General features: G+C 55.3%; 18 protein-coding genes. 11 read left to right on the forward strand and 7 right to left on the reverse strand.

What is annotated here, in order from left to right; translation table 11 throughout:
* The first annotated feature begins 23 nt into the window (after window positions 1-23).
* Window positions 24-2,471 carry a ribonuclease R gene (gene rnr, locus KCG39_RS21060; RefSeq protein ID WP_049115782.1) on the forward strand — a complete coding sequence of 816 codons (2,448 nt, stop codon included), beginning with the start codon at window positions 24-26 and terminating at the stop codon, window positions 2,469-2,471.
* An 85-nt stretch (window positions 2,472-2,556) separates the two neighbouring features.
* Complete coding sequence (gene rlmB, locus KCG39_RS21065; protein WP_004109129.1) at window positions 2,557-3,288, forward strand: 23S rRNA (guanosine(2251)-2'-O)-methyltransferase RlmB; 732 nt, start codon at window positions 2,557-2,559, stop codon at window positions 3,286-3,288.
* A gap of 45 nt (window positions 3,289-3,333) precedes the next feature.
* Here the strand turns inward: rlmB and KCG39_RS21070 are convergent, their stop codons facing one another.
* Window positions 3,334-3,687, reverse strand: a complete 354-nt coding sequence (locus tag KCG39_RS21070) for a hypothetical protein (protein WP_049115780.1) — start codon at window positions 3,685-3,687, stop codon at window positions 3,334-3,336.
* Between the two features lie 105 nt (window positions 3,688-3,792).
* On the opposite strand from KCG39_RS21070, the gene KCG39_RS21075 reads away from it, so the two are divergent.
* A complete protein-coding gene (locus KCG39_RS21075) occupies window positions 3,793-5,430 on the forward strand; it encodes an isovaleryl-CoA dehydrogenase (protein WP_049115778.1) in 1,638 nt (545 codons plus the stop codon).
* Here KCG39_RS21075 and yjfN read toward each other — a convergent pair.
* Together yjfN and bsmA are read right to left on the reverse strand one after the other, a co-directional pair.
* A complete protein-coding gene (yjfN, locus tag KCG39_RS21080) occupies window positions 5,421-5,696 on the reverse strand; it encodes a DUF1471 family protease activator YjfN (protein WP_014227626.1) in 276 nt (91 codons plus the stop codon). The genes KCG39_RS21075 and yjfN overlap by 10 nt on opposite strands.
* Before the next feature lie 137 nt (window positions 5,697-5,833).
* On the reverse strand, window positions 5,834-6,142 hold the full coding sequence (gene bsmA / locus KCG39_RS21085; protein WP_004128104.1) for a biofilm peroxide resistance protein BsmA: 309 nt from the start codon (window positions 6,140-6,142) through the stop codon (window positions 5,834-5,836).
* 197 nt (window positions 6,143-6,339) lie between these two features.
* Here bsmA and yjfP point away from each other — a divergent pair, with 197 nt between their 5' ends.
* Complete coding sequence (gene yjfP, locus KCG39_RS21090; RefSeq protein ID WP_049115776.1) at window positions 6,340-7,056, forward strand: esterase; 717 nt, start codon at window positions 6,340-6,342, stop codon at window positions 7,054-7,056.
* Here yjfP and ulaR read toward each other — a convergent pair.
* Together ulaR and ulaG are read right to left on the reverse strand one after the other, a co-directional pair.
* Entirely contained in the window at window positions 7,053-7,808 is a 756-nt protein-coding gene (ulaR, locus tag KCG39_RS21095) for an HTH-type transcriptional regulator UlaR (protein ID WP_004128109.1), read from the reverse strand. The two genes, yjfP and ulaR, sit on opposite strands and share 4 nt — an antisense overlap.
* A 106-nt stretch (window positions 7,809-7,914) precedes the next feature.
* Window positions 7,915-8,979 (reverse strand): L-ascorbate 6-phosphate lactonase, encoded by a 1,065-nt coding sequence (ulaG, locus tag KCG39_RS21100; protein ID WP_004128112.1) that lies wholly within the window; start codon window positions 8,977-8,979, stop codon window positions 7,915-7,917.
* 364 nt (window positions 8,980-9,343) lie between these two features.
* Between ulaG and ulaA the strand changes: the two genes are divergently transcribed.
* From ulaA to KCG39_RS21130, 6 genes are read left to right on the forward strand one after another with little or no spacing between them, the layout of a single operon-like run.
* Entirely contained in the window at window positions 9,344-10,744 is a 1,401-nt protein-coding gene (ulaA, locus tag KCG39_RS21105) for a PTS ascorbate transporter subunit IIC (protein ID WP_004128123.1), read from the forward strand.
* A 12-nt stretch (window positions 10,745-10,756) separates the two neighbouring features.
* Window positions 10,757-11,062, forward strand: a complete 306-nt coding sequence (gene ulaB / locus KCG39_RS21110) for a PTS ascorbate transporter subunit IIB (protein ID WP_004109091.1) — start codon at window positions 10,757-10,759, stop codon at window positions 11,060-11,062.
* A 9-nt stretch (window positions 11,063-11,071) separates the two neighbouring features.
* Window positions 11,072-11,539 carry a PTS ascorbate transporter subunit IIA gene (gene ulaC, locus KCG39_RS21115; protein ID WP_004128126.1) on the forward strand — a complete coding sequence of 156 codons (468 nt, stop codon included), beginning with the start codon at window positions 11,072-11,074 and terminating at the stop codon, window positions 11,537-11,539.
* A 13-nt stretch (window positions 11,540-11,552) separates the two neighbouring features.
* Complete coding sequence (gene ulaD, locus KCG39_RS21120; protein WP_004128129.1) at window positions 11,553-12,203, forward strand: 3-keto-L-gulonate-6-phosphate decarboxylase UlaD; 651 nt, start codon at window positions 11,553-11,555, stop codon at window positions 12,201-12,203.
* 9 nt (window positions 12,204-12,212) lie between these two features.
* Window positions 12,213-13,067 (forward strand): L-ribulose-5-phosphate 3-epimerase UlaE, encoded by an 855-nt coding sequence (ulaE, locus tag KCG39_RS21125; RefSeq protein ID WP_049115772.1) that lies wholly within the window; start codon window positions 12,213-12,215, stop codon window positions 13,065-13,067.
* A complete protein-coding gene (locus tag KCG39_RS21130; RefSeq protein WP_142445972.1) occupies window positions 13,067-13,753 on the forward strand; it encodes an L-ribulose-5-phosphate 4-epimerase in 687 nt (228 codons plus the stop codon). The genes ulaE and KCG39_RS21130 overlap by 1 nt, the downstream gene beginning before the upstream one ends.
* Window positions 13,754-13,813: 60 nt before the next feature.
* On the opposite strand, the gene KCG39_RS21135 is transcribed toward KCG39_RS21130, so the two are convergent.
* On the reverse strand, window positions 13,814-15,007 hold the full coding sequence (locus KCG39_RS21135; RefSeq protein ID WP_004128136.1) for an MFS transporter: 1,194 nt from the start codon (window positions 15,005-15,007) through the stop codon (window positions 13,814-13,816).
* Between the two features lie 180 nt (window positions 15,008-15,187).
* Window positions 15,188-15,463 carry a YdgH/BhsA/McbA family protein gene (locus KCG39_RS21140; protein ID WP_049115791.1) on the reverse strand — a complete coding sequence of 92 codons (276 nt, stop codon included), beginning with the start codon at window positions 15,461-15,463 and terminating at the stop codon, window positions 15,188-15,190.
* 337 nt (window positions 15,464-15,800) lie between these two features.
* On the opposite strand from KCG39_RS21140, the gene rpsF reads away from it, so the two are divergent.
* Window positions 15,801-16,196 (forward strand): 30S ribosomal protein S6, encoded by a 396-nt coding sequence (gene rpsF / locus KCG39_RS21145; RefSeq protein WP_004098001.1) that lies wholly within the window; start codon window positions 15,801-15,803, stop codon window positions 16,194-16,196.
* Window positions 16,197-16,199: the final 3 nt, after the last annotated feature.

Raw genomic sequence — 16,199 nt, forward strand, 5'->3', positions numbered from 1 at the left:
GAGATGACAACGGAGGAACCGACATGTCACAAGATCCTTTCCTGGACCGCGAATCTGAAAAATACGCTAATCCAATCCCGAGCCGGGAATTTATCCTCGATCATTTAGCAAAACGCGAAAAACCGGCTAGCCGAGATGAGCTGGCAATAGAGCTGAATATTGAAGGCGAAGAACAACAAGAAGCATTGCGCCGCAGATTGCGTGCAATGGAACGCGATGGTCAACTGGTCTTTACACGTCGTCAGTGCTATGCGCTGCCGGAACGTCTTGATCTGCTGAAAGGGACCGTTATCGGTCATCGTGATGGTTATGGCTTCCTGCGCGTTGAAGGCCGTAAAGATGACCTGTATCTGTCGTCCGAGCAGATGAAAACCTGCATTCACGGCGATCAGGTGCTGGCGCAGCCGCTGGGCGCCGACCGTAAAGGCCGTCGGGAAGCGCGTATTGTCCGCGTACTGGTGCCCAAAACGGGTCAGATTGTGGGCCGCTACTTTACCGATGCGGGCGTTGGCTTCGTGGTGCCGGATGACAGCCGCTTGAGCTTCGATATCCTGATCCCCCCGGAACAGATCATGGGCGCGCGGATGGGATTTGTCGTGGTGGTTGAGCTGACCCAGCGTCCAACCCGCCGCACCAAAGCGGTCGGCAAGATCGTTGAGGTACTTGGCGACAATATGGGTACCGGTATGGCGGTCGATATGGCCCTGCGCACCCATGAAATTCCCTACGTCTGGCCGCCAGCGGTCGAAAAACAGGTTGCCGGCCTGAAAGAACAGGTACCTGAAGAGGCGAAAAAAGGGCGCGTTGATTTACGCAGCCTGCCGCTGGTCACCATTGATGGCGAAGACGCCCGTGACTTTGATGATGCCGTGTACTGCGAGAAGAAACGCGGCGGTGGCTGGCGTCTGTGGGTGGCGATCGCCGATGTGAGCTACTACGTGCGCCCGGGTACGCCGCTGGATGGCGAGGCGCGTAGCCGCGGCACGTCGGTCTACTTCCCGTCTCAGGTGGTTCCGATGCTGCCTGAAGTGCTCTCTAACGGCCTGTGTTCACTGAATCCTCAGGTCGACAGGCTCTGTATGGTTTGTGAAATGACGATTTCGGCCAAGGGGCGTCTGACCGGCTTCAAATTCTACGAAGCGGTGATGAGCTCCCATGCCCGTCTGACCTATACCAAAGTCTGGCATATGCTGCAGGGCGACCAGGATCTGCGCGAGCAGTACGCGCCGCTGGTTAAGCATATTGAAGAGCTGCATAACCTCTACAAAGTGCTGGACGGCGCGCGTGAAGAGCGCGGCGGTATCTCATTTGAGAGTGAAGAAGCTAAATTCATCTTTAATGCTGAACGCCGCATTGAACGTATTGAGCAGACTCAGCGTAACGACGCGCACAAGCTGATTGAAGAGTGCATGATCCTGGCGAACATCTCCGCTGCGCGCTTCGTTGAGAAGGCCGAGGAACCGGCGCTGTTCCGTATCCATGACAAACCGAGTACGGAAGCGATTACCGCATTCCGTTCGGTGCTCGCGGAGCTAGGGCTTGAACTGCCTGGCGGCAACAAGCCGGAGCCGCGCGACTATGCGGAATTACTGACCTCTATCGCCGATCGTCCGGATGCAGAGATGCTGCAAACCATGCTGCTGCGGTCGATGAAACAGGCAATATACGACCCGGAAAACCGTGGCCACTTTGGTCTGGCGCTGCAATCCTATGCCCACTTCACCTCGCCGATTCGCCGCTATCCTGACCTTTCGCTGCATCGCGCGATCAAGTATTTACTGGCGAAAGAGCAGGGACATAAAGGCAATAGCACCGAGACCGGCGGCTGGCACTACAGCATGGACGAGATGCTGCAGCTGGGAGCGCACTGTTCGATGACCGAGCGTCGTGCTGATGAAGCGACGCGCGATGTTTCGGACTGGCTGAAGTGTGACTTCATGTTGGATCAGGTGGGTAACGTCTTTAAGGGCGTGATTGCCAGCGTGACCGGCTTTGGTTTCTTCGTCCGTCTGGATGAGCTGTTTATTGATGGCCTGGTGCACGTCTCTTCTCTCGATAACGACTACTACCGCTTCGATCAGGTCGGGCAGCGTCTGATTGGTGAATCCGGCGGCCAGACCTATCGACTGGGCGATCGCGTGGAAGTGCGCGTTGAAGCGGTCAACATGGACGAGCGTAAAATTGACTTCTCGCTTATCTCCAGCGAGCGCGCGCCGCGCAACGTCGGTAAGACCGAGCGAGAAAAAGCGAAGAAAGGTGGCGCAGGTAAATCTTCCGGACGTCGCCGTCAGGCGGGCAAGCAGGTAAACTTCGAGCCGGATAGCGCATTCCGCAAACAGAAAGGTCAGCCTCAGGCAAAGTCCGCTCAGCCAAAAGGCGAGAAGAAAGCGAAGAAGCCGTCGGAGAAAACCCAGAAGATCGCCGCAGCGACCAAGGCCAAGCGCGCGGCGAAAAAGAAAATAGCTGAGTAATGATATCCCTTTACCCCGGCGACTCCCGGAATCGTAATGGGACCGGGGTGAAGGGACTGAAAACAGAACCTAAACGAGTAGATAAATGAGTGAAATGATTTACGGCATCCACGCGGTGCAGGCGCTGCTGGAGCGTGCTCCTGAGCGTTTCCAGGAAGTCTTTATTCTGAAAGGCCGCGAGGATAAGCGCCTTATGCCGCTGATCCATGCTCTGGAAGCGCAGGGTGTGGTGATTCAGGTCGCCAGCCGCCAGTTTCTGGATGAGAAAAGCGAAGGCGCCGTTCATCAGGGAATTATTGCCCGCGTGAAGCCCGGACGTCAGTATCAGGAGAACGATCTGCCGGATCTGATCGCCTCTCTCGATCAGCCGTTCTTTTTGATCCTTGACGGCGTGACCGATCCGCACAACCTCGGCGCCTGTTTACGTAGCGCTGACGCCGCTGGCGTGCATGCGGTGATTGTCCCCAAAGACCGTTCTGCGCAGCTGAATGCCACGGCGAAAAAAGTGGCCTGCGGTGCGGCGGAAAACGTCCCGCTGATCCGCGTCACCAACCTGGCGCGTACCATGCGTTTGCTGCAGGAAGAGAACGTCTGGATCGTCGGTACTGCCGGTGAGGCCGATCATACGCTGTTCCAGAGCAAAATGACCGGATCGCTGGCGCTGGTCATGGGAGCGGAAGGTGAAGGCATGCGCCGCCTGACCCGGGAGCACTGCGACGAGTTAATCAGCATCCCGATGGCCGGTAGTGTGTCGTCGCTGAACGTATCGGTCGCCACCGGTATTTGCCTGTTTGAAGCGGTACGCCAGCGCAGCTAATCTCTTCTTTCTGAATAAGCCATTCTCCGGAATGGCTTATCTTCATCAGTCCTGTTCATCCTCTCGCTCTATCCGACGGGCAATGTCGAGACCTTTTTCAACATAGTCCAGGACCTGGCTCAAGGGTAATTCCTCTCCCGGTTCATCTCCCGTTTGCTTAATGAATTTAAGCTGCGCGCCTCGATGCTTTAATACTTTGACGAGATTCAGAAAATTTCCAATGGGGTTCTGCTCTTCCAGAATGTCATCGCAGATTTTGTTTTCATCAAATGAGGTGACGTAACCGTAAGCGTTCAGGTTCTGCTTGATAGCGCTCATCGCGAGATGAGGAAGATGGCGGTGGATAAGCGGAATATAGCTCGGCGCATTTTCTCGAGCTTCAATAATTAAATGAATCATGAAATTCCCTTTCTGATTGTGAGAGAACTTTATAACAGAGTTCTCTGACGGAAAGTGCGCCGTTGTCCATACTTATGAATAGAGCCATTGAAGGAGGGAAACATAATGCACTGGCAAACTCATACCGTATTTAACCAACCCTCGCCGCTGTGCAACAGCAACTTATTCTTGTCCGATACCGCCCTGCGTGAAGCCGTCGTCCGCGAAGGCGCGGGCTGGGATGGCGATCTGCTGGCGAGCATTGGTCAACAGCTGGGGACGGCCGAATCTCTGGAGCTGGGGCGCCTGGCCAACAGCAACCCGCCGGAACTGCTGCGCTATGACGCCACGGGATCGCGGCTTGACGATGTGCGTTTCCATCCCGCCTGGCATCTCCTGATGCAGGGACTATGCGCTAACCGGGTACATAACCTCGCCTGGCAGGAGGATGCTCGCGGAGGTTCTTTCGTTGCCCGCGCTGCCCGCTTTATGCTGCATGCGCAGGTAGAAGCGGGAACCCTGTGTCCCACCACCATGACCTTTGCCGCTATTCCATTGCTGCAGCGTTCCTTACCCAGGCCCTTTAGCGACTGGTTATCACCGCTATTAAGCGATCGCTACGATCCGCATTTGGTACCGGGAAATCAGAAACGCGGGCTGCTTATCGGCATGGGGATGACGGAAAAGCAGGGGGGATCTGATGTCCTGAGCAATACGACCCGTGCGGAGAAGACAGCCGAAGGCTTTTATCATCTGATTGGGCATAAATGGTTTTTCTCCGTACCGCAGAGCGATGCTCATCTGGTGCTGGCTCAGGCGCCGGCGGGCCTCTCCTGCTTTTTTGTTCCGCGCCTGTTGCCGGATGGCCAGCGTAACGGCGTACATCTGGAAAGGCTGAAAGATAAATTGGGCAACCGCGCGAATGCCAGCAGCGAAGCCGAGTTTTTCAATGCCTGCGGCTGGCTGGTCGGGGAAGAGGGTGATGGCGTCCGGCAAATTCTCAAAATGGGCGGTTTGACCCGTTTTGACTGTGCGCTGGGTAGCCATGCGCTGATGCGCCGGGCCTATTCGGTAGCGTTATACCATGCTCTGCAGCGTCAGGCATTTGGTAAAAATCTGGTCGATCAGCCGATGATGCGTCAGGTTCTGGGGCAGATGGCGCTGCGGCTGGAAGGGCAAACCGTCTTTCTGTTCCGCCTGGCGAGGGCCTGGGACAGGCGCAATGATGTGCAGGAAGCGCTATGGGCAAGGTTGTTCACGCCCGCGGCGAAATTTGCTATCTGCAAATCCGGTATCGCCTTCGTCGCCGAGGCGATGGAGGTGCTGGGCGGCTCCGGCTACTGTGAAGAAAGTGAACTGCCGCGTTTGTATCGTGAAATGCCGGTAAACAGTATCTGGGAAGGTTCAGGGAATATTATGTGCCTGGACGTGATGCGTGTTCTGATCAAGCAGCCGGCGGCGCTTGAGCTTCTGGCGGCGGAGTGCGCGGAAGTGAAAGGGCAAAATCGTCATTTCGATCGGGCGTGGCGGCAGCTGCAGCAGTGGCTACGGCGCCCTCACGAAGAACAGGGACGGGAGATTACCCGGCTGGTTTATCTGCTTGGCGTTGGCGCGCAGGTATTACGCTTCGCTTCACCGCCGTTGGCAGAGGCCTGGTGTCGTATGATGCTCGACACGCGCGGCGGCATGCGGCTGGATGAGCAGACGCTGGATGACTTGCTGTTACGGGCAACGGGACGCGGACGCCTGGCGCCTCAGGCATAGAGAATGGCCTGTACCCGCCAGTTATCCGGCTGCTGCTCCTCGTACATCTGGACAATGCGATACCAGGACGCGCCCTGTTCGTCGGCCTGCACGGCGATGGCGTGCTCAACATCCTGCTGGCTGCCGGAGATGTTGTTAACGCAAATCAGGCCAATTTCGTTCAGGCCCGTTACGCAGTCAGCGCTGGCAAATTCCGCTGACTGCGCGGAAGTATTGGCCGTGACGGTGGTCAACATCAGGCTGGGTAGGGTAAAAGTTCGTTTCATCGTCAGCTCCATTTCACATAGTCCTGAGGGCAGTCCGTTGCTAACGTTCTGCCAGGTTACAGCTGGCTGAACGTTATTATGCACAGGAGAACGTGAATGGATGCAAAACAGTGTAAAGCTGGCTTAAAGGTTGACCGCTATTTACGGTACAAAATTGCCTGCGAATACCACTGGCCCGGAACCATGGTGTCATCAATCATTATGATGACGTAGTAATCAGCTTTAGCCGCCTCTGCTTTGAGCTTCAGCGCAGCCTCTACATCCATCGGCGAGCCGTACATTAATACGCTCACCGTCCCCATCTTCTGCAGACCCGCCGTCTGGTTACGCTGGATCTCTTGTGGATGGTCGGTTGCTGGCGGCGGCGCCTTTGGCGTCCCTTGTAGGGCGCTACAGCCGGTTAAAGCGATTGCCATTAACCACGGTGCAAACCTACGCATAACCATATCTCGTTTCCTGTTAGTCATAGTGTAGTGGTAGCCTGAATGTCATTTCCGGGGAATGTTCCCAAATTGTTATCCCGTACGCGATTTTCGAATGAAAATATCGTGAAAGCGTAATCTGGTTCTCAAGATTATGAATCATGTGCGAGCGAGTGACTTGAGTAATAACATAACATCACTTGAGAGAAAGGAGACGGTAAATGATTGCACTAGAAATGCGTAACCTTGCGGGTGGGGAGATTCTCCATGCGTACCCGCAGGGCGCCGCGGATACGGCGCTGCCTTGCATTGTCTTTTACCATGGTTTTACCTCTTCTAAGCTGGTCTACAGCTATTTTGCCGTTGCGCTTGCAGAGGCGGGCTTTCGGGTGATTATGCCCGATGCAGCGGAACACGGCGCGCGCTACCGGGGAGACGAACAGGGGCGGATGCAGCGCTTCTGGCCGATTCTGATGAACAATTTTATTGAATTTCCGGCGCTACAGGAGGCGATTCGGGAGCGGGGATGGCTTGCTGACGACAGGCTGGCGGTGGCCGGCGCATCGATGGGCGGAATGACGGCCTTAGGGATTATGACCCACCACCCGGAGCTGAAAAGCGTCGCCTGCCTGATGGGGTCAGGCTATTTCAGTACGCTCTCGCAGACGCTTTTTCCTTCTCCTTCGTGGGAGGCAGGGCAGCTGGCTGAGTGGGACGTCAGCCAGCTGCTGGCGACCCTTGCCAGCCGACCGCTGCTGCTCTGGCACGGCGATGAGGATGATGTGGTGCCGCCGGGGGAGACCTTCCGCCTGCAGCAGGCGCTGCAGCAAAACGCACTGGCCGACAACTTAACCTGCATTTGGCAGAAAGGCGTCCGTCACCGCATTACGCCGGAAGCGTTAGCCGCGACGGTGGCATTTTTTCAACGTCACCTTTAAACGCGAATCACCTGAACGCCCTGATCTTCAAGCTGCTTGAGGATCGCCTCATCGGCCTGTTTACCGGTAATAACCAGGTCGATTTGCCCGGCCTGGCTAAAGAGCATTCCGGCGCGTTCGCCTACTTTGCTGCTGTCGACCAGAACCGCGAGTTTGCCGACAACGTTAAGCATTTTTTGCTCCGCCATCGCCGTCAGCATATCGGTTTTGTACAACCCTTCGGCGGTCAACCCTTTGCCGCTGGTAAACATCCAGTGCCCGGCGTACAGGCTGTTTTCGCTGCCCTGCGGGCTCAGCGTGATGGAGTGGCTGCGGTTATACTGCCCGCCCATAATAATGACGCTGTCGTGTTCCTGATCGATCAGGTAGTTGGCCAGCGGCAAATAGTTGGTGATGATCTGCACCGGTTTACCGCACAGTTCTTGCCCAAGCAGGAATGCGGTAGAGCCGCAATTTATGACGATGCTTTCGCCCGGGTTCACCAGCTGCGAAGCCGCGCGTGCAATCCGCACCTTCTCATCGTGGTTTTGCGCCTGGTGAATATTCATTGGTGACCAGCGCGGGCGCTGCTCGCTGATGGCTTCCGCGCCGTTGCGGACCTTTTTCAGCTTGCCGCTTTCATCGAGTTTGTTGATATCGCGTCGTGCCGTCGCCGGAGAAATTCCCAGCCGGGAAATCACCTGCTCCACGGTGACAAATCCCGTTTGTGCCAGCAAATCCAGTAAAATTTGATGTCTTTGCGCTTCCGTCATGAGCAAATCCGATTAAAAGTGATAAGCAAAGATGATATTTGAAATCAGGTGAAAATACTAATGCTGACGGGGATAATTTCCGGCGGGCGGTCCCGCCGGAGAAGCCTTACAGGAAAGACTTAAAGGGCAGGTCCGGTTCCATGGTGAAGCAATCGTCGAATCCGCGCGGATAGTGGTATTCAAAGCTGTCTTTATCCAGCGGCCAGGTGAATTTCCCACCCACCTGCCAGATAAAAGGCTTAAAGCCATACTTCAGGCGGTCTTTTTTCATCTCCCACAGAACGCGGATTTCCTGCGGATCGGCCTGGAAGTTTGACCAGATATCGTGATGAAACGGGATCACCACTTTGGCATTCAGAGACTCGGCCATGCGCAGGATATCGGCGCTGGTCATTTTGTCGGTGATACCGCGCGGGTTCTCGCCATAGGAACCGAGAGCCACGTCTATCTGGTGTTCGTTACCGTGCTTCGCGTAGTAGTTGGAGTAGTGAGAATCGCCGCTATGGTAAAGGTTGCCGCCCGGCGTTTTGAACAGGTAGTTCACCGCGCGCTGATCCATTCCGTCCGGCAGTACGCCTGCCGCTTTCTGATCCGCGGGCAAGGTAATCAGAGCCGTACGGTCAAAAGCGTCGAGCGCGTGAATTTCGACGTCTTTTATTTTGACCACATCGCCCGGCTTCATCACGATGCAGCGCTCTTTCGGTACGCCCCAGCCAATCCACAGATCGACGCAGGTTTGCGGACCGATAAACGGCACGTCATCGGCGCAGTTTTGCATAACCGCGGCGGCCACGTTCACATCAATGTGATCGTTATGATCGTGGGTGGACAGTACGGCGTCGATCTGGCGAATAGCGAACGGATCGAGAACAAACGGGGTGGTGCGCAGGTTGGGCTGGAGCTTCTTCACGCCGGCCATACGTTGCATCTGGTGGCCGGTTTTCATCAGCGGATTCCCGTGGCTTTGCTTGCCGGTACCGCACCAGAAATCGACGCAGATATTGGCCCCGCCTTCGGATTTCAGCCAGATGCCCGTACAACCCAACCACCACATCGCAAAGGTGCCCGGCGCAACCTGCTCTTGTTCAATTTCTTCATTCAGCCAGCTACCCCATTCCGGAAAAGTGTTCAGGATCCATGATTCGCGGGTGATGGTTTGCACTTTACTCATTTGTTTTTCCCTCACATATTATCAAAAGTAATCACGATGTGATTTGTTTTGACGAATACTGGCATCGTTTGTTCAGGATTGCAATCCTGAATTTTGCCCTTCATGAGAGTAGTTGTGGGAGTTAAAAAGAGATGAATGTATACTTTATGATATGTGGTTTATCTTATTTTATTGATTTTAATATATTATTTTTCAATTTCTGAAAATGAGAATTAATACCATGATGGATTGTATGATTATTTGCGGCGTGCGTCACATTTAATCAAATATAATCTTGTTGTGATTATTTTTGATTATTAGAGTGATCGCAACAACCAACCTGGGCGTAGCGTGCGTTCAGAGCGTCCACTTTCTGGAGTGTGTTATGGAGATTCTCTACCACATCTTTACCGTGTTCTTTAACCAGGTTATGACCAACGCCCCGCTGCTGCTGGGTATTGTGACCTGCCTGGGCTATATCCTGCTGCGCAAAAGCGCCAGCGTTATCGTTAAAGGGACAATTAAAACCATTATCGGTTTTATGCTGCTGCAGGCCGGCTCCGGCATTCTGACCAGCACGTTTAAACCGGTGGTGGCGAAAATGTCTGAAGTTTACGGCATCAACGGCGCTATCTCTGATACCTATGCCTCCATGATGGCGACCATTGAGAGGATGGGCGATGCTTACAGCTGGGTGGGCTATGCCGTGCTGTTAGCCCTGGCGCTGAATATTTGTTATGTCCTGCTGCGGCGTATTACCGGTATTCGTACCATCATGCTTACCGGGCACATCATGTTCCAGCAGGCGGGGCTGATTGCCGTCTCTTTTTATATCTTCGGCTACACGATGTGGACGACGATTATCTGCACGGCGGTGCTGGTGTCACTCTATTGGGGCATTACCTCAAATATGATGTATAAGCCGACGCAGGAAGTGACCGACGGCTGCGGCTTCTCCATCGGACACCAGCAGCAGTTCGCTTCATGGATTGCTTACAAGATCGCCCCGTATCTGGGTAAAAAAGAGGAGAGCGTTGAGGATCTCAAGCTGCCTGGCTGGCTGAACATCTTTCACGACAACATTGTCTCCACGGCTATCGTGATGACCATTTTCTTCGGCGCGATTTTGCTCTCCTTCGGCATCGACACCGTACAGGCGATGGCGGGTAAAACCCACTGGACAATCTATATCCTGCAAACCGGCTTCTCGTTCGCCGTCGCTATTTTCATTATCACCCAAGGCGTGCGCATGTTCGTCGCCGAACTTTCGGAAGCGTTCAACGGTATCTCCCAGCGCCTGATTCCCGGCGCCGTGCTGGCGATTGACTGCGCCGCGATTTATAGCTTTGCGCCAAACGCCGTCGTCTGGGGCTTTATGTGGGGCACCATCGGCCAGCTGATCGCCGTCGGTATTCTGGTCGGCTTCGGCTCTTCCATTCTGATTATTCCGGGTTTTATCCCGATGTTCTTCTCTAACGCCACCATCGGCGTGTTTGCTAACCATTTTGGCGGCTGGCGCGCGGCGCTCAAGATTTGTCTGGTGATGGGGATGATCGAAATCTTTGGCTGCGTCTGGGCGGTGAAGCTGACCGGCATGAGCGCCTGGATGGGCATGGCGGACTGGTCAATTCTGGCGCCGCCGATGATGCAGGGCTTCGCCTCCATCGGTATCGCGTTTATAGCCGTCATCATCATTATCGCACTGGCTTATATGTTCTTCGCAGGGCGCACGCTGCGTGCTGAAGAGGACGCGGAAAAACAACTGGCAGATGCTTCTGCTCAATAAGGAGTTTTGACTATGACCGTACGTATTCTGGCTGTATGTGGCAACGGGCAAGGAAGTTCCATGATCATGAAGATGAAGGTGGACCAGTTTTTGACCCAGTCAAATATCGATCACACGGTAAACAGCTGCGCGGTGGGTGAATACAAAAGTGAACTAAACGGCGCGGATATCATCATCGCCTCCACCCATATCGCCGGTGAGATTAGCGTCTCCGGCAACAAGTATGTGGTTGGGGTGCGCAACATGCTATCGCCTGCGGATTTCGGCCCAAAACTGCTGGAAGTGATCAAAGCGCACTTTCCGCAGGATGTGAAGTAAGGAGGCTAAATGAAATTACGTGACTCGCTGGTGGATAACAACTCCATCCTTTTACAAGCCGACGCCAGCACCTGGCAGGAAGCCGTCAAGCTGAGCGTTGATTTACTGGTAAAGGCGGATGTCGTTGAGCCGCGCTACTACCAGGCCATTCTGGATGGCGTAGCCCAGCATGGCCCCTATTTTGTGATTGCTCCCGGTCTGGCGATGCCGCATGGCCGACCAGAAGAGGGGGTTAAGAAAACCGGCTTTGCGCTGGTCACGCTGAAAACGCCGCTGGTTTTTAATCACGAGGATAACGACCCGGTCGATATTCTGATCACCATGGCGGCCGTGGATGCCAATACCCATCAGGAAGTCGGCATCATGCAAATCGTTAATCTGTTTGAAGATGAAGCCAACTTTGACCGTTTACGCGCCTGCCGCACCGCGCAGGAAGTGCTGGAATTAATTGATAACGCCACGGCGGCGGCCGTTTAAAAGGAACACTACAATGTCATTACCTATGTTGCAGGTTGCGCTTGATAACCAATCCATGTCTTCCGCGTATGAAACGACGCGCCTGATAGCCGATGAAGTGGACATTATTGAAGTCGGCACCATTCTTTGTGTGGCTGAAGGCGTACGCGCCGTTCGCGACCTGAAGGCGCTCTATCCCAATAAAATCGTGCTGGCGGACGCCAAAATCGCCGATGCCGGTAAAATTCTCTCCCGCATGTGCTTTGAAGCCAACGCCGATTGGGTCACCGTGATCTGTTGCGCGGACATCAACACCACCAAAGGCGCGTTGGATGTCGCGAAAGAGTTCAACGGCGATGTCCAGATCGAACTGACCGGCTACTGGACCTGGGAGCAGGCGCAGGAGTGGCGCGAAGCGGGTATTCAGCAGGTGGTCTATCACCGTAGCCGCGATGCCCAGGCGGCCGGCGTGGCGTGGGGCGAGGCGGATATCAGCGCGATCAAACGCTTGTCTGAAATGGGCTTTAAAGTCACCGTCACCGGCGGCCTGGCGCTGGAAGATTTACCGCTGTTTAAAGGTATTCCCATTCACGTCTTTATCGCCGGTCGCAGCATTCGCGACGCTGCCTCTCCGGTAGAGGCCGCCCGGCAGTTTAAACGTTCTATCGCCCAGCTGTGGGGCTAAGGAGCGGTCATGCTGTCAAAACAAATTCCGCTCGGTATCTATGAAAAAGCGCTCCCCGCGGGGGAGTGCTGGCAAGAACGCCTGCGGCTGGCGAAAGAACTCGGCTTTGATTTCGTCGAAATGTCGGTAGATGAAACGGACGCCCGTCTGGCGCGACTAGACTGGAGCCGGGAGCAGCGCCTTGCGCTGGTCAACGCGATTGCTGAAACCGGGGTGCGGGTACCCTCTATGTGCCTGAGCGCCCATCGCCGCTTTCCGCTCGGTAGTGAAGACGACGCGGTTCGTGCACAGGGCCTGGAGATTATGCGCAAAGCGATTCGGCTGGCGCAGGATGTGGGGATTCGCGTTATCCAACTGGCGGGTTACGACGTGTACTACCAGGAAGCCAATAACGAGACGCGCCGTCGTTTCCGCGACGGGCTAAAAGAGAGCGTCGAAATGGCGAGCCGCGCGCAGGTGACGCTGGCGATGGAAATCATGGACTACCCGCTGATGAACTCGATCAGCAAGGCGCTGGGCTATGCCCACTACCTGAATAATCCGTGGTTCCAGCTCTATCCGGATATCGGCAACCTGTCCGCCTGGGATAACGACGTGCAGATGGAGCTTCAGGCCGGAATGGGTCATATCGTGGCGGTGCACGTCAAAGATACGAAGCCCGGCGTGTTTAAAAACGTGCCGTTCGGTGAAGGCGTCGTCGATTTTGAACGTTGTTTCGAAACGCTCAAGCAGACGGGCTACTGCGGCCCGTATCTGATTGAAATGTGGAGCGAAACGACCGACGATCCGGCCGCTGAAGTTGCGAAAGCACGCGATTGGGTGAGGGCGCGGATGGCCCGCGCCGGTCTGGTGGAGGCGGCATAATGCACACGTTAAAACAGCAGGTCTTTGACGCCAATATGGATTTGCCGCGTTACGGACTGGTCACTTTTACCTGGGGTAACGTCAGCGCCATTGACCGCGAACGCGGGCTGGTAGCGATTAAGCCCAGCGGCGTCGCCTACGAGATCATGAAAGCGGATGATATGGTGGTAGTCGATCTCGAGGGTAAGGTGGTGGAAGGGCGCTATCGCCCTTCTTCCGATACCGCCACGCACCTGGCGCTATATCGTCGCTATCCGAGCCTCGGCGGCGTGGTGCATACCCACTCAACGCACGCGACGGCCTGGGCGCAGGCGGGCCTGGCTATTCCCGCGCTGGGGACGACCCACGCGGACTACTTCTTTGGCGATATTCCCTGCTCCCGGGCGTTAAGCGCGCAGGAAGTGGCGGAGGCTTATGAGCTGAACACCGGCCACGTGATTATCGAAACGCTGGGAGACGTTGAGCCGCTGCATACGCCGGGCATCGTGGTTTATCAGCACGGGCCTTTTGCCTGGGGCAAAGATGCGCACGATGCGGTGCATAACGCGGTGGTGATGGAAGAGGTGGCGCGGATGGCGTGGATTGCTCGCGGGATCAATCCGCAGCTGAAGCCCATCGATAGCTGGCTGATGGACAAGCACTTTATGCGCAAGCATGGGCCAAATGCCTATTACGGGCAAAAGTGAAACACGTGCTCCGGAGCATTCATCTTTATGATGAATCAACCGGTCTGCTCCGGAGCCATTTTAGTTTTGCTGATAAGCCGATGGCATACAGCGCATACCAATAAGCGTCAGCACGCAGATTACCGCTCCGGCGTAAAACGTCGAGGCAGCACCGAATACCTCCCACAGCCCCCCCGCACCTGCGCTGGCCAGCAGCAGCGCAACGCCGCTCACCAGGTTGAACATCCCGAACGCCGTTCCGCGCAGCTCCGGCGGGGCGGTTTGCGCCACCATCGCCGCCAGTAGACCCTGCGTCATGCCCATATGAATACCCCACAGCGCGACGCCGGCCAGAAGCGTGCTCCAGTGGCTGCTCAGCGCCAGCACGATATCGGCGGCGATCAGCACCAGCAGACCCCACTGCAGCATTTTGCTGTGGCTCATGCTGTCCGATAGTTTACCGAACGGATAAGCCGTCAGGCTGTACACCAGATTCATCGCGACCATCACCAGCGGAATCGCGAACAGCGGGATCGCCATCTGCTGGGCACGCAGCACCAGAAACGCTTCGCTGAAGCGGGCGAGAGTAAATATCGAGCCGATAACCACAACCCACCAGTAGGCGGCTGAAAGCTTTTTTAGGTTCTCGCTGCGCAGGGGATTGGTTCGTTTCCGGGTGACCGGCGTTTTTGGCTCTTTTAGCCCAAAGCCTAATAAAGCGATGGAGAACGCGGCAGGAATGACCGCGATCCAGAAAATAGACTGGAAGTCGTTATCCCAGAGAAACATCAGCGCGACGGCAAGCAGCGGCCCCAGAAAAGCGCCGATAGTGTCCAGCGCCTGGCGCAGCCCGTAGGCGGCGCCGCGGATTTCCGGCGGGGTGACGTCGGCGACCAGCGCATCCCTCGGCGCGCCGCGTATTCCTTTGCCCACGCGGTCGATCATTCGCGCGCTAAACACCACGCCTGAGGTGGGCGCGATGGCGAAAAGAGGCTTGCTCAGCGCACCCAGGCCATAGCCGAGCAGCGCAAGGCCTTTGCGTTTGCCGACATAATCGCTGAAGACGCCAGAGAAAACCTTCAGCATCAGCGCGGTAGCTTCGGCAACGCCTTCGATAATGCCGATAATAATGACGCTGGCCCCCAACGTAGTGGCCATAAATAAAGGGAGCAGGCTGTGGATCATTTCCGAGGAAACATCCATCAGCAGGCTAACACCGCCAAGAACCCAAACTCCTTTTGGGATACGGCTTAGCGTGGCAAAACGCGGAACCATGAAGCACTCCGGAAAATCATGCGGTTAAAAAGTGATTAAATCAGGTTACGCTGGCGCTGATAAGTCACGAGAAAAAATAATTCTCAATTGCATTAAGGCGCAATTGTGCGGATATGCCCGCCGGGCAATGCCATCGTTGGCTTCCCCCTGCAACGGTAAGAAGCCAACGATCCGGGAAAACTAGCGGTAAATGGCGGCACTGGCGTGAATCGGACCGTCGCTTCCCGGTTCATGGATGAGGATCGGCTGGAAATACTTCGCTCCCTGAGCATCGCTCTGCTGACTAAGCGCCTGGTCGGCTTCCTGCTCGGTGGCGATGTTGTGGTTAATATAGATAACGCCGAGGCTCTGCACATCGTCCATGTTGCGGGCCTGGCGGGCATCGATTTTAATAGCAGCCAGCGCGTTGGCGCTCAATAAAAGCACTGCCATTACGGTTATGAGGATGTATTTCATCATCTACGCTCCTTATGACAATCCTGACGTTAACCCGCTTCCCTGGGGTATGGATTGCTTCTGATCTAAGTGTAATCGCTGCCTCGCTGGCGTATCGCGACCATTTCTGATGCAGTTGTTCAAAAAATTGTCGCTTCCGCCGTTGATTAATTTTAAATCACTGGCTTAAGGCCACTTCGCGCTTAGTGCGAATTATTTGCACAATTCACTTGTCTTAAACCCCGCTCGCCCGTATTATGACGCGTCAATTTTTCAGCCGCCCTTTAACACGTTCCTTGCCTCCATGGGCCGCGGCTGACCCAGACAGGAGGCTGAATAATCCGTAAGGAGCAATTCGATGCGTCATTACGAAATCGTTTTTATGGTCCATCCTGACCAGAGCGAACAGGTTCCGGGCATGATCGAACGTTACACTGGTGCAATCACTGCAGCAGAAGGTACGATCCACCGTCTGGAAGACTGGGGCCGCCGTCAGCTGGCTTATCCGATCAACAAACTGCACAAAGCTCACTACGTTCTGCTGAACGTTGAAGCGCCGCAGGAAGCGATCGATGAGCTGGAAACTAACTTCCGCTTCAACGACGCCGTTATCCGCAGCATGGTAATGCGTACTAAGCACGCTGTTACCGAAGCATCTCCGATGGTTAAAGCGAAAGACGAGCGCCGCGAGCGTCGCGAAGATTTCGCCAACGAAACCGCAGATGATTCTGAAGCTGGGGATTCTGAAGAGTAATCC

This window comes from Klebsiella pasteurii (assembly GCF_018139045.1).
GTDB classification, from domain to species: domain Bacteria; phylum Pseudomonadota; class Gammaproteobacteria; order Enterobacterales; family Enterobacteriaceae; genus Klebsiella; species Klebsiella grimontii.

Coding starts and splice junctions, on each gene's coding strand:
- rnr (WP_049115782.1), top strand. CDS start 24: ATGTCACAAGATCCTTTCCTGGACCGCGAATCTGAAAAATACGCTAAT.
- rlmB (WP_004109129.1), top strand. CDS start 2,557: ATGAGTGAAATGATTTACGGCATCCACGCGGTGCAGGCGCTGCTGGAG.
- KCG39_RS21070 (WP_049115780.1), bottom strand. CDS start 3,687: ATGATTCATTTAATTATTGAAGCTCGAGAAAATGCGCCGAGCTATATT.
- KCG39_RS21075 (WP_049115778.1), top strand. CDS start 3,793: ATGCACTGGCAAACTCATACCGTATTTAACCAACCCTCGCCGCTGTGC.
- yjfN (WP_014227626.1), bottom strand. CDS start 5,696: ATGAAACGAACTTTTACCCTACCCAGCCTGATGTTGACCACCGTCACG.
- bsmA (WP_004128104.1), bottom strand. CDS start 6,142: ATGGTTATGCGTAGGTTTGCACCGTGGTTAATGGCAATCGCTTTAACC.
- yjfP (WP_049115776.1), top strand. CDS start 6,340: ATGATTGCACTAGAAATGCGTAACCTTGCGGGTGGGGAGATTCTCCAT.
- ulaR (WP_004128109.1), bottom strand. CDS start 7,808: ATGACGGAAGCGCAAAGACATCAAATTTTACTGGATTTGCTGGCACAA.
- ulaG (WP_004128112.1), bottom strand. CDS start 8,979: ATGAGTAAAGTGCAAACCATCACCCGCGAATCATGGATCCTGAACACT.
- ulaA (WP_004128123.1), top strand. CDS start 9,344: ATGGAGATTCTCTACCACATCTTTACCGTGTTCTTTAACCAGGTTATG.
- ulaB (WP_004109091.1), top strand. CDS start 10,757: ATGACCGTACGTATTCTGGCTGTATGTGGCAACGGGCAAGGAAGTTCC.
- ulaC (WP_004128126.1), top strand. CDS start 11,072: ATGAAATTACGTGACTCGCTGGTGGATAACAACTCCATCCTTTTACAA.
- ulaD (WP_004128129.1), top strand. CDS start 11,553: ATGTCATTACCTATGTTGCAGGTTGCGCTTGATAACCAATCCATGTCT.
- ulaE (WP_049115772.1), top strand. CDS start 12,213: ATGCTGTCAAAACAAATTCCGCTCGGTATCTATGAAAAAGCGCTCCCC.
- KCG39_RS21130 (WP_142445972.1), top strand. CDS start 13,067: ATGCACACGTTAAAACAGCAGGTCTTTGACGCCAATATGGATTTGCCG.
- KCG39_RS21135 (WP_004128136.1), bottom strand. CDS start 15,007: ATGGTTCCGCGTTTTGCCACGCTAAGCCGTATCCCAAAAGGAGTTTGG.
- KCG39_RS21140 (WP_049115791.1), bottom strand. CDS start 15,463: ATGAAATACATCCTCATAACCGTAATGGCAGTGCTTTTATTGAGCGCC.
- rpsF (WP_004098001.1), top strand. CDS start 15,801: ATGCGTCATTACGAAATCGTTTTTATGGTCCATCCTGACCAGAGCGAA.